This is a genomic window from Clostridium puniceum (genome assembly GCF_002006345.1).
In the GTDB taxonomy this organism is placed as follows: domain Bacteria; phylum Bacillota; class Clostridia; order Clostridiales; family Clostridiaceae; genus Clostridium; species Clostridium puniceum.
In genome coordinates, this window is record NZ_LZZM01000012.1 from 1 (window position 1) to 12,724 (window position 12,724).

The following is a 12,724-nucleotide window of genomic DNA, read 5'->3' on the forward strand; positions in this document are numbered from 1 at the left end:
TAATTATATTTATGCATACATGTATCCTAAGTTAATGAAATTTCAAATTATAAATTTATGATTTATTAATGAATATGAAAAGAGGCTTATATAATAATTTAGAGTTTTTAAGTTGCTTAACTAAGAGAATAGGAGAACATATGAAAATAATAATTAAATACATACCTAATTTAATTACAATAACAAGAATAATAATGACATTTTTGTTTATCCATGCAATTGAAGAACAGTTTGTTTATGGACAAAATCTAAACCTTTATTTGACAATACTATTTTCAGCTATTTGCCTTTCGGATTTTGTAGATGGTAAAATTGCTAGAAAAACAAATTCGACTTCCATTATAGGTGCTAAACTTGATGTTTTTGCTGATTTATTATATATAATTCTTTCATATATAACATTAATAAATATAAAAATTTTACCTTTTTGGTTTTTAGTTTTTGTATCTTTTAAATTTACTGAATTTATAATTACATCAAAATTTATAAAACGTAATACAAATTCTTTAGACAAGCCCTTTGTTTTTGATAAGGTTGGAAGAATAGTATCTGCTATATTTTTAATTATTCCGGGTATTGTTTGTATTTATAAATGTTCTGAGATAAGTAATATAAATTTAATATTCAATTGCTTTATTTACATAATATTTATAGCAGGACTTTATTCCTCTTATTTAAGAATAAAAAGCTGTTTTAAGATTGGATACATAAATAATGAAAAGTATATAGATAATAAGTAATGCACAAAAAAGATAGAGGAGAGAATTTGCAATGAAAAAAAGAGTAGGAATTGGATTGATTTTATCTAGTTTTATAATAACTTGGATATTATGGTTATTGATTAAACCTATAAGGGAGATTTCTGTAATGAGTGAATATTCACAATTAATAGCAGCATTTGCTTTAATATCATTTAGTTTTATAAATTTTATTTCCACTAGACATAAAATTTTAGATAATTTATTCGGTGGGTTAGACAAATCATATGTGTATCATAAGTATTTGAGTATTTCTGCACTTATTTTAGTTATTATTCACAATATAACAATAGAAATTGGTCAAGGAATTGAGAGGGCACAAGGTATACCGATACCAAAAGATCCATATGCTATGTATGGGGCTTTTAGTATGTATTTATTCATTATTATTATGTTGATTGCTCTTTTAGCTAAAAAGTTAAATTATGAAAGATGGAAAATGATTCATAAATTTATGATTATTCCATATGCTTTTGGTATTTATCATTATTATGGAAGCGCAACATATGCTGTTTTCTCTATAGAACCTTTTAGTTTATGGCTAAATATTATCAATTGCATAGGGATACTATCTATAACTTATAGTATATTCTTTTATGAAAGAGTATCATTTAAATACAAATTTAAAGTTAAAAAATTAGAAATTGTGGCAAATGAAACATTAGAAATTACAGGTGTTTCATTAGCTAATAATATGGAATTTAAACCAGGTCAGTTTGCTTTTATAAAAATAATGAGTAAAGACAATAAGTTGTTATCACATCCATTTACTATAAGTCAAGCACCTAAAAAGGGAGAAATTCAGTTTACAATTAAAGCGTTAGGTGATGATACAAAAATTTTGTTAAATACTATTAAAGTTAATGATGAATTTGTAGTATCAGGCCCTCATGGAAAATTTGATTATAAAACAGGTTTAAAAAATCAAATATGGATAGCTGGTGGAATAGGAGTAACCCCATTTAGAAGTTTTTCTCAAGCTAATGTATCAAAAGATTTTTCAGTTGATTTTTTCTATGGCTATAATAATGAAGAAGAAGGGGCTTATACAGAAGAACTAGAATCCTTGACTAATGATAATTTAAGGTTGCATTTGTTTAATGCCAAAGAAAAAGGCTTTTTATCAGTAACTGAAATTTCTAAATATGTAAACACAAAAGAAAATTTTGATGTTTACTTTTGTGGACCTAAATCAATGAGAGATGCTTTAATTAGACAATTTAAGAATAGTAATATTAATATTGGAAACTTTCATTATGAGCATTTTCAATTTAAGTAAAACAAATTAAAAATGTTCTAGTTAAAATAATTTTATATACAAGTGAAGTCAGCAAATAATAGATACAATTAAATATTGTTTTTAGAACTAGAGAAATAGTAATAAAATTGTTCTTTAGCATTATATTAATAAGTTATTGGATAGTTCTCCATGTATAGTTATATATAACTTTGTTTTATTCACATAAATTTATGAGTGAACATAATATATAGTATCTTAAATATAACTAAGGAGGAAATTTTGATGGGATACAATTATAATGAATGCGATAGTTATTCTAAAGAAAAAAAAGAATATAAAGAAAATTGCTATAAAGTAAAATATCATAATCATGAATTTCTATCAAGTACAGACTATGAAGAGGACGATGAATGTGTAGAACACAATCATCGTATTGCTGGTGTAACTGGTCCTCCAATTGAATATGGTAAATCCCATATTCACAAAATAGCTGTGTTAACAGATACTTTTGGCGATCATTTTCATAAGATTTGTGATACTACTGGTCCAGCTCTTTTTCTTCCAGGTGGGAAGCACATTCACTTAGTAAAAGGTACAACAGAAAAAGCTGATGGACATGATCACAATTACTATTTCACTACTTTAATTGAAGATCCTACTAATGTACCAAAAGATAAAAAATGCTAAATTTACAAGTTGACTTAATCTATCACATTACAAGTTAAATAAATATACAGTAGACAGCTTTGAGTTCATATAAAGCTATCTACTGTATATCACCTTTTTCATTAAGTTTTTTTATAAGATAGTCTATGAAAAAGATATAATTTATTCACCTATGTTTCTTCTAGGAATTTTAAAGCCTATAGCATTTTCAATTTCTTCTAAGGCTTTCATATTTTTAGGATCTATAAACATACAGGTATAACCATTTTCACCAGCTCTACCAGTTCTACCTATACGGTGAATATAGCTTTCCACGTTTTCTGGTATATCATAGTTATAAATATGGGTTATTCCACTTATGTCCAAACCTCTTGCAGCAACATCAGTTGCTATTAAATATTGAATATCTGCACTTCTAAAAGATTTCATCATTCTTTCTCTTTTATTTTGAGGAATATCACTATGTAATTTTATACAGTTATATTTACGTCCATGTAAAATAACTTCAAGTTCATCAACTCTTCTTTTAGTTCTACAGAAGATAATAGCCATAAATGGATTATCTTCATCTAACACTTTGCATAAGGCCTCTCTTTTATTTCTATCAGTAGTTTCAACTACATATTGCTTAATAGCACTTAGGGTAACTTCATCTTTTTTTATAGAAACAATACTTGGATCAGTCATATATCTATAAGCTAATTTTTTTACAGCTGAATCCATGGTTGCAGAAAAGCAAAGCATTTGACGTTTTTTAGGCATTACTTTCATAATTGCTTCAACTTCATTTTTAAAGCCCATAAAAAGCATTTGATCTGCTTCATCTAAAATAAAAGTTTTTAATTTACTTAAATCAATTGTTTTTCGTTCTATATGATCCAAAAGTCTCCCTGGAGTTGCAATTATTAAATGAATATTTTTATTTAATTTCTTTAATTGGGAGCCGATATCCTGCCCACCATAAGTAGCTAAAATATTTATGTCATTAGCTTCTTTAAGTTTGTTGGCCTCAGCAGTTATTTGAATGGCAAGTTCTCTTGTTGGTGTTAATATAAGAGCTTGAATTTCATTTGAGTCAGAATTTATATTGTTAAAGAGCGGCAGTAAAAAAGCAAGAGTTTTACCAGTTCCGGTAGCAGCTTCGGCAATTATATCTTTCCTTTCATTTATAAGTGAAATACTTTGTTGTTGAATTGGAGTGGGATTGGTGATTCCTGTATTTTTTAATATATCTATTAAATTATCGTTTAGTCCTAATTGTTTAAAATTCATATTATTCATACCTTTCATAATTGGATGTGTATATAAACAAAATAAAAATTAGAAAATTTATTACACTAAATAAAAATTTTATTTTTATTTTAACACTATTCTATATGATATATTTATTTACTTATAAAAGTCAATAAACTATATAAAATTATAAAAAAATCACTTTACAAAACAGTAAAATATGTTAAATTTAATATATACTAAAATTATAGGGATACTAGAGAGAGTTTTTTGAAAACTGCTTATATGAACTTAATTTTATAAATAGATATTAATATAAAAAAGAAAGGAAAAGATAAGGTGATTTTATGAAGATTTCAACAAAAGGTAGATATGGATTAAGAGCATTAATAGATATATGTATATATTCATCATCTGAAATGGTTACTGTAAAAAGTATTTCAGAAAGACAAGGGATATCAGAAAGATATTTAGAACAAATATTTTCTTCACTTAGAAAGGGTGGAATAATAAATGCTAAAAAGGGAGCTCAAGGTGGATATTTCTTAGCTAAAAGTGCTAGGGAATTTACAATTGGAGATATTTTAAGTGTTTTAGAAGGTGATTTACTTTTAATAGATATAGAAAAAGATGAAAATGATATAGAAAATTTCATTAGTGAAAATTTGTGGAATGTTATTAACAATAAGATAAGTTCTTTTTTTAATTCAATAACTTTAGAAGATTTATCTAATGATTATAAAAAAAATAATAAGGAAGATATGTATTATATATAATAAAATAAATCAAAAAATAAAGACTAACAATGAAATATAATTTTCTATGTTAGTCTTTATTTTATATAAAATGTAAGTAAAAAGGACGTGTGTTATGAATAAAAAGAGAAAATTTATTGTGGTTGAAGGTATAGTTCAAGGAGTAGGGTTTCGTCCATTTGTATATAATTTAGCAAAAGAGTTTGGATTAAAAGGCTGGGTAAATAATAATTCGAAAGGAGTTTATATAGATGTTGAGGGCTTTGAAGAAGATATAAACAAATTCTTACAAGGTCTTAAAAATAAGCCTCCAATTCTTGCTGAAATTGAAAAAATAACTATAAAAGCTGATAAGTTGTTAAATTATTCTGATTTCAAAATTAAGGAAAGTGAAAAGAGTTTAGATAAAATAACTTTTATATCGCCAGATATAGCTACTTGCAGTCATTGTGAAGAGGATATACTAAATTTAAATGACAGGAGGCACGGTTATGCTTTTACTAATTGTACAAATTGTGGTCCTAGATTTTCTATAATTAAAGATTTGCCTTATGATAGAGATAAAACTACAATGGAAGAATTTAAAATGTGCAAGGAATGTAAAAGTGAATACTTAGATCCTGCAAATAGAAGATTTCATGCACAGCCAAACGCCTGCGCAGAATGTGGTCCAGAAATTTGGGTAGAGGATTTTAAAGGCAATAGATTAGAGGTAGAAAATCCTATAAGATTTGCTAAAAGTATGCTTGATAAAGGAAAAATATTTGCAATAAAAGGTATAGGGGGATTTCATCTTGCATGTGATGGATTGAATGAAACTGCAGTTCAAAATTTAAGGAAGCGAAAAAAAAGACCGTTTAAACCTTTTGCAGTTATGATAAAGGATATAGAAACTACAAAGAAATATTGTAAAATAAATCAGTTAGAAGAAAAAATATTAACTGGAACAAAAAAACCAATTGTTATTTTAGATCAAAAGAAAGACTGTGATTTACCACAAAATATTGCACCTAATCAAAAAACAATTGGAGTAATGCTTCCATATACACCTATACATATTTTATTATTTTCTGAAAACCTTAAGGTGCTTATTATGACTAGTGCAAATGTTAATGGTTTGCCAATAGAGTATAAAGATAGTTCGGCTAAAAAGGAGCTTTCAAGTATTGTAGATTATTTTCTTGTACATAATCGTGAAATACATGTGCCAATTGATGATTCGGTATTAAAGGTTTTAGAAAAACAACAAATAATAATAAGAAGAGCTAGGGGATTTGTGCCGAAGCCTTTTAAAGCATTAAACATGAAAAGTATATTAGCTTGTGGTCCTAATATGAAAAATACTTTTTGTATCAGTAAAGGAGACTTTTTGTTTTTAAGTCAATTTAATGGTGACTTAGAAAATTTAGAAACTTATGAACATTATAAAAAAAATGTAAAGCATTTTAAAAAAATATTTTCTTTTGTTCCACAATTTATAGCACATGATATGCATCCACAATATATGTCAACTAAGTATGCTTTAGAGTATGATTTACCTAAGATTGCAGTGCAGCATCATCACTCGCATATAGTTAGTTGTATGTTTGAAAATAAATTGAAGCAAAAAGTTATTGGAGTTTGTTTTGATGGAACAGGTTATGGTTTAGATGGAAGAATTTGGGGAGGAGAGTTTTTGATTTGCGACCATGTTGAATTTATGAGAGCAGCTCATCTTGATTATATAAAAATGATTGGTGGAGAAAAATCAATTAAAGAACCATGGAGAATGGGAGTTTCTTATATTTATAAGGCTCTAAATACACAAAGAAATAAAAAGGAAATTAATGATATGATTCATAAATTATATGGTAATGATGCTATTAATTTAATTAATATATTAAATTCAGATATTAATTGTACAGAAACGTCAAGTATGGGCAGACTTTTTGATGCGATATCAAGTATAATTGGGATTACAGATAAAGTCACCTATGAAGGACAAGCTTCCGTTGAACTTGAAGCTATATCTGAAATAGATATCGAAGAATCATATAATTATAACGTAATAAAAAAGGATATGTACATTATAGAGCCTTATGAAATTATTATTAAAGTGTTAAATGACAAAATAAAAGGTGTATCGGCTAAGATTATTGCTTCAAAATTTCAAAATACTATTGTTAATTTAACTGTAGATATGTGTGTGCGTATCAGAGAAGAATCATGTATAAATGAAGTTGTGCTTAGTGGAGGAGTTTTTCAAAATTCATTTCTAATAGAGAAAACATGTTATAATCTCAAAAAAAATAAATTTAAAGTTTATACTCATAAGGAATTACCTTCTAATGATGGAGGAATAGCAATTGGACAGATAATTATAGCTAATGCATTAATTGAACGTGATTTAGAAAAACTGAATTAAAATGAAAATAATTTATAGTTTTAATAAATAAACTTTCTTAAGTGTAAACAAATACTATAAGTTTTTTAACTATATTGATTAAATAGGTGCTTATGAAATTAGGCATCTATTTTTTTGTCTATTTTAAACGGTATATTAGAAGATGATTTTATTAATAGCGCAAAGTGCTATTTTTTTATCCTTATCTACAAATTGAGAGTTTATTAATGGGTTAAGATTAAAAAAGTGTATTTCACTGCAAAGCTATTTACCTTAAAAAATAAAAATAGTATTGTAAATTTATAGGATATATATGTTTTATTACTTAATTATTGTTATTATTTAAATATTAATAGTCATTTTTTAGAACTATAAATAAAGTGCTGTAAAGCTTTATTAATTTATTAATATTTATTGACCATATAGCTTTACATAATAATTATATTGATTCTATTTAATACATCAAAAAATAAATTAAAATTTAACAAGAAAGTGATGTTAATAACTCATTTTATATGTAAAAAAATGGTTAAAAATTATACGAGGAGGAGAATTTATGAAAATAAGTAGAAGAGATTTTTTAAAATGGTCCATAGCTACAGCTGTGGCTTTAAATGTTGATTTAGATCTAGATAGAGTTAATACAGCACTTGCAGCAGAAACGGATCCACCAATTATTTGGTTAAATGGAGCGGGTTGTTCGGGATGTACAATTTCAACTTTAAATGTTACTAGCCCAACAACTATTGATAATGTGCTTACAAGTAAAATTAGCTTAAAATATGATACTACACTTATGACAGCGGCAGGAAATACAGCAATGCAAGTTCTTGATGAATCTGCTAACCTTTATAAAGGACAATTTATACTTGTAATTGAAGGTGCGATACCAACAGGTGCTAGCGGAAATTATTGTATAATTGGTGAACAGAATGGTTCACCATTAACAATGCAGCAAGCAGTACTAAAATATGGTCCTATGGCAAAATATGTTGTGGCTGCTGGAACTTGTGCTTCCTTTGGTGGAGTATCAGGTGCAAGCAGTTTGACTGAATGCAAATCAGTGGTAACAATATTAGATGGTAAAACAACCAATCCTGTAATAAATCTTTCAGGATGTCCAGTTCATCCAACTATTTTAGTGCAAACATTAATCGACCTTAGTTTAGGTGTACTGCCAGCTGTAGATACAAATAATAGGCCTAGTAAATATTATGGTATTACAATTCATAGAAAATGTGAAAGATTAGGAAAAGAAAAAGTAAATCAACCAGGTGTATATGGATGCTATAAAGATATAGGATGTAAGGGACCTCAATGCTCAAATGTGTGCCCTACTATGAAATGGAATAATGGAGTTAATTTCTGTATCACAGCAAATTATCCATGTATAGGCTGTGCAAATCCAACATTTCCTACAAATCCATTAGTAGATGCCGTTTCTGCAGCTACTACAAAAGTGAAGAGTAATTAAAATTCTAATGAAGAACAAGCAAAGAAACCTCTATTTCTAGTAAAACTTCCAATTCTAAAGTAGATACCGTTCTGGTGCTACATATAGACATGGATAAAAATAACTTAATTTTAGAAATTCAAAAAGAGATGTTTGAAGTTATATATTTAACGCCAATATCAACTAAATTATTAGTTTGAGATGAAAGGGATGATATAAATGAGCACAATAGTCTTAGATCCAATAACAAGATTGGAGGGACATTTAAAAATTAATGTAACACTTGATTCAAACAATACTGTGACTGAAGCTCAAGCTTCAGGAGGACTTTATAGGGATTTTGAAAACATTCTTTTAAATAGAGTACCAAAGGATGCAGCCTTTTTAACACAAAGAATATGTGGATTATGTCCAGTTTCACATGCAATATCTTCAGCAAAAGCAGTAGAGCAAGCAGCTAACTTTACTCCAAGTTTGCAGGGGCTACTTTTAAGGAATCTTATACAAGGATCAAATTATATTTCAGATCATATTTTGCATTTTTATCATTTAGCATCCATGGATTATGTTAAGGGATCACAAATACATCCATGGGCTCCAACGTATGGTAACGACTATAGATTAAATGAAGTCGATAATCAAACATTAGCTGATAATTATATAAAAGCATTAGCAATTAGGCGAAAAGCACACGAAATGGGAGCAATATTTAGTGGAAAGCTTCCGCATGTTGCAAATATTGTTCCAGGTGGGGTAACAGCAATACCTTCAGCAGATGATATAAGTAAGTTTAAAAGTTATTTAAGTGAAATAACAACTTTTATTACAAATACATATCAAGCAGATGTTAATAAACTGGCATCAGTTTATAGTGATTATTATAATATAGGAAAAGGTTATGGTAATCTAATAGTTTATGGGGTATTTGATACAGACTCAAGTGGAACTAAGTTATTTCCACAAGGGATTGTAACCAATGGAACTGTAGGAACATTCAATCAATCTAATATTAAAGAATATGTAGGTCATTCATGGTATTCGTCACAATCTGGGACAAATCCTGCTTCTGGAGACACAACACCGAATTATGAGAAAGCAGGAGCATATACTTGGCTTAAGGCACCGAGATATAATGGACAACCTTTTGAAGCTGGTCCTTTAGCAAGAACATGGATAAGTGGAGATTACAAAAAAGGTGTATCAGTTATGGACAGGCATATGGCAAGATATACTGAATCTGCTAAAATTGCAAATAATCTTAGTAAATGGATTGATCAAATAGAAGTTGGTAAAAGTGGATACAGCAATATAGGAACTCCAGCTTCAGGAAGTGGAATTGGATTGACAGAAGCGTCAAGAGGAGCATTAGGGCATTGGATATCAGTAGAAGGTTCAAAGATATCAAAATACCAAATTATCACTCCAACATGTTGGAATGCATCACCAATGGATGATAATGGTAATGCGGGACCAATTGAAAAAGCTTTAATAGGAACAACGATAGCAGATATAGCCGAGCCAGTAGAATTATTGAGAATAGTTCACTCTTTTGATCCATGTACAGGATGTTCAGTGCATGTAATGTCTCCAGACCGAATTGAAATGTCAAATTTTGTTGTGCAATCTTTAGGAGTTTAATTATGAAGGATACAATCATTATTGGGATAGGTAATATTTTGCTTCAAGATGATGGTGTGGGAATTCGTGTAATAGAACAGCTACAAAATGAAAATCTTCCATCTACCATTGAATTAGTAGATGGAGGAACATCTACATTGGATACTCTTGGTTTTTTTCTCGATTATAAAAAAGTTATAATTGTAGATTGTTTAAAAGCAAATTTACAGCCTGGTACAATATATAAAATAGGACCAGAAGATATTAAAAATTATAAAAAAGAAAATCTTTCTATTCACGATGTTCAAATATTAGAGGTTGTAAAAATGGCAAATATGATGAACAAATATCCTGAAGTAATTATATTCGGAGTAGAACCAGAACAAATATCCTTGGATTTAGAAATGACAAAAACAATGTTTTGTAAGATTCCAGAGATAATTTGTAATATAAAAAAAGAATTGAAAATTAATTAGGAGATAATTATGCACGAAGTTTCTATAATTCAAAATGTTGTTGAAATAGTTTTAGATAAAGCAATTGAGAATAACTTTACCAAAGTTCACAAGGTATCATTGAAAGTAGGGGAGTTGTCAGGAATAGCACTAGATCCTTTAAATTTTGCATTTAAGAGCTGCATAATAGGTACAATGCTTGAAGGTTCGGCATTAAAACTAGAAAAAGTCAAAGCAACAGCTGAATGTAAAGAGTGTAAACTGGTATTCCCCATTGATCACTTTAATAAACTTTGTCCATGTTGTAATAAGTTTTGTTCCGATATTATTAGTGGATATGAGCTTTACGTAAATACAATAGAAGGAGATTAAAAAATGAAAGAAATAAAAGTAGTAACTAATATACTTCAAACAAATGATGAAATAACGGCTAGAAATAAAAGCATACTTGATGAAAAGGGGATTTATGTAGTAAATCTAATGAGTTCACCTGGCTCAGGCAAAACTTCTTTACTTGAAAGAATAATAACTAAGCTTAAAAGTGATATAAATATTGCTGTAATTGAAGGTGATATTTATACAATTAAGGATGCTGAAAGGATAGAGGCTCAAGGAGTTCCAGTAGTTCAAATAAATACTGGTGGGGCTTGTCACCTGGATGGAGAAATGATAAAAGGTGCAATGAATGAATTACCACTTGATAATATTGATTTGCTAGTAATAGAAAATGTAGGTAATCTAGTTTGTCCTGCGGAATTTGAAATTGGTGAAGATATAAAAATTTGTATTTTGAGTACTACAGAGGGAAATGACAAGCCTCTTAAATATCCACTTATGTTCGAAAAAAGTGGTGCAGTTATTTTAAATAAATTAGATTTAATAGAATTTACTAATTTTAATAAAGAAGAGTTTTACAGAGATATAAAATCTTTAAATGATAATATTGATACTTTTGAAACCTCTTGTGTTAAGAATCAAGGGATAGATGAAATATGTTCATGGTTAGTAAGTAAAATACAAAATAAAAAAATAAAGTTTAAATAAGGAGGAATTTTATTATGCCAAGAATAGGTTTTCCAGAATTAATAGTAATATTAGTTATTGCACTTGTGATTTTTGGACCAGGGAAATTACCTTCATTAGGTAAGTCAGTTGGTGAAACAATAAAGGAATTTAAAAAAGCTTCATCAGAGTTAATGAATGACACTCCAGCAGAGGGAAAAGCAGAAGAAAAAACAGATGAAATTAAAAAAGATGAAGTAAAATAATTTTAGGGAGTAAAACTATGATTAAGAGTGAACTGATTGTTCGGGCTGTTCATTGGATTGAGAGATTTAGAAAAATTATTATTTGGATAATTTTAATTATTATTATAGCAGCCTCTCTTGTATATATTAAAGCAGATTTATTAATTAATATACTTACAAAACCCCTAAATGGAATCCCATTACATTTTATGACTCCTTCTGAAGGACTAATGGCAAAGATAAAGATTTCTTTCCTAGGTGGAATAGTAGTAGCTTCGCCTTTTATTATATTTTTAATAATAAGATTTACTGGACCAATTTTAACAAAAAAAATTAAGATACTCTTGATATTTATTATTATACCTTTATCTTCAATTCTATTCTTTGGAGGATTATGTTTTGGATATATCTTAGTTATACCTTCTACTATACAATTTCTTATAGCTTGTGGAACAGAGTTTATGGATCCTATTCTTTCTGCAAATCAATATTTTTCCTTCATAGTAACATTACTTTTTTGTGTCGGATTAATATTTGAACTTCCTATAATATTAATAGCTTTATCGAGAATTGGAATCATTACTTCTAATATACTAAAAAAGAAAAGGAAGGTAGCAATTTTATTGTCATTTATAAGTATAGCTTTAGTAGCTCCAGCTTTAGATGCGTTTACGTTTATACTTGTAACTATGCCAATTATAGTTCTTTACGAATTAAGTATTTGGTCTATAGTCTTACTTGAAAAAAATGATGGAAGAAAGAAAAGTAAATAAATTATAATACGACTTTTATGAGACTAACTATATGAAGTCAATATAAGTTAATAAAAAAATCATATTTTTTAGTCAATAAAAAAGTGCATGACAAATAAAGCAACTATGTTGCTTGGAAATTTAAGGAATTACATTTGTGGAACA

13 protein-coding genes are annotated in these 12,724 nt (G+C 28.1%); 12 read left to right on the plus strand and 1 reads right to left on the minus strand.

Going from position 1 to position 12,724, the window contains the following annotated elements; translation table 11 throughout:
- Window positions 1-140: 140 nt before the first annotated feature.
- From CLPUN_RS01040 to CLPUN_RS01050, 3 genes are all read left to right on the plus strand, one after another.
- Window positions 141-740 carry a CDP-alcohol phosphatidyltransferase family protein gene (locus tag CLPUN_RS01040; protein WP_077845536.1) on the plus strand — a complete coding sequence of 200 codons (600 nt, stop codon included), beginning with the start codon at window positions 141-143 and terminating at the stop codon, window positions 738-740.
- A gap of 31 nt (window positions 741-771) precedes the next feature.
- Window positions 772-2,037 (plus strand): ferredoxin reductase family protein, encoded by a 1,266-nt coding sequence (locus tag CLPUN_RS01045; RefSeq protein ID WP_077845537.1) that lies wholly within the window; start codon window positions 772-774, stop codon window positions 2,035-2,037.
- A gap of 243 nt (window positions 2,038-2,280) precedes the next feature.
- Window positions 2,281-2,685: a YmaF family protein gene (locus CLPUN_RS01050; RefSeq protein ID WP_077845538.1), complete on the plus strand. Its 405-nt coding sequence runs from the start codon at window positions 2,281-2,283 to the stop codon at window positions 2,683-2,685.
- Between the two features lie 141 nt (window positions 2,686-2,826).
- Here the strand turns inward: CLPUN_RS01050 and CLPUN_RS01055 are convergent, their stop codons facing one another.
- On the minus strand, window positions 2,827-3,936 hold the full coding sequence (locus CLPUN_RS01055) for a DEAD/DEAH box helicase (protein ID WP_077845539.1): 1,110 nt from the start codon (window positions 3,934-3,936) through the stop codon (window positions 2,827-2,829).
- A gap of 308 nt (window positions 3,937-4,244) precedes the next feature.
- Between CLPUN_RS01055 and CLPUN_RS01060 the strand changes: the two genes are divergently transcribed.
- The 9 genes from CLPUN_RS01060 to tatC all read left to right on the plus strand — a co-directional run bounded on the left by CLPUN_RS01060 (window position 4,245) and on the right by tatC (window position 12,580).
- A complete protein-coding gene (locus tag CLPUN_RS01060) occupies window positions 4,245-4,673 on the plus strand; it encodes an RrF2 family transcriptional regulator (RefSeq protein WP_077845540.1) in 429 nt (142 codons plus the stop codon).
- A gap of 94 nt (window positions 4,674-4,767) precedes the next feature.
- Complete coding sequence (gene hypF, locus CLPUN_RS01065) at window positions 4,768-7,056, plus strand: carbamoyltransferase HypF (protein WP_077845541.1); 2,289 nt, start codon at window positions 4,768-4,770, stop codon at window positions 7,054-7,056.
- Window positions 7,057-7,591: 535 nt separating this feature from the next.
- A complete protein-coding gene (locus CLPUN_RS01070; protein WP_077845542.1) occupies window positions 7,592-8,509 on the plus strand; it encodes a hydrogenase small subunit in 918 nt (305 codons plus the stop codon).
- Window positions 8,510-8,707: 198 nt separating this feature from the next.
- The gene (locus CLPUN_RS01075) at window positions 8,708-10,126 is read left to right on the plus strand and encodes a nickel-dependent hydrogenase large subunit (RefSeq protein ID WP_077845543.1); all 1,419 of its coding nucleotides are present in this window, start codon (window positions 8,708-8,710) and stop codon (window positions 10,124-10,126) included.
- A gap of 2 nt (window positions 10,127-10,128) precedes the next feature.
- On the plus strand, window positions 10,129-10,581 hold the full coding sequence (locus tag CLPUN_RS01080) for a hydrogenase maturation protease (protein ID WP_077845544.1): 453 nt from the start codon (window positions 10,129-10,131) through the stop codon (window positions 10,579-10,581).
- Between the two features lie 9 nt (window positions 10,582-10,590).
- Window positions 10,591-10,932: a hydrogenase maturation nickel metallochaperone HypA/HybF gene (locus tag CLPUN_RS01085; RefSeq protein ID WP_077845545.1), complete on the plus strand. Its 342-nt coding sequence runs from the start codon at window positions 10,591-10,593 to the stop codon at window positions 10,930-10,932.
- 3 nt (window positions 10,933-10,935) lie between these two features.
- A complete protein-coding gene (gene hypB, locus CLPUN_RS01090) occupies window positions 10,936-11,604 on the plus strand; it encodes a hydrogenase nickel incorporation protein HypB (protein WP_077845546.1) in 669 nt (222 codons plus the stop codon).
- A gap of 14 nt (window positions 11,605-11,618) precedes the next feature.
- Complete coding sequence (locus CLPUN_RS01095; protein ID WP_077845547.1) at window positions 11,619-11,828, plus strand: twin-arginine translocase TatA/TatE family subunit; 210 nt, start codon at window positions 11,619-11,621, stop codon at window positions 11,826-11,828.
- A 17-nt stretch (window positions 11,829-11,845) separates the two neighbouring features.
- Window positions 11,846-12,580 (plus strand): twin-arginine translocase subunit TatC, encoded by a 735-nt coding sequence (gene tatC, locus CLPUN_RS01100; RefSeq protein WP_077845548.1) that lies wholly within the window; start codon window positions 11,846-11,848, stop codon window positions 12,578-12,580.
- Window positions 12,581-12,724 lie beyond the last annotated feature (144 nt).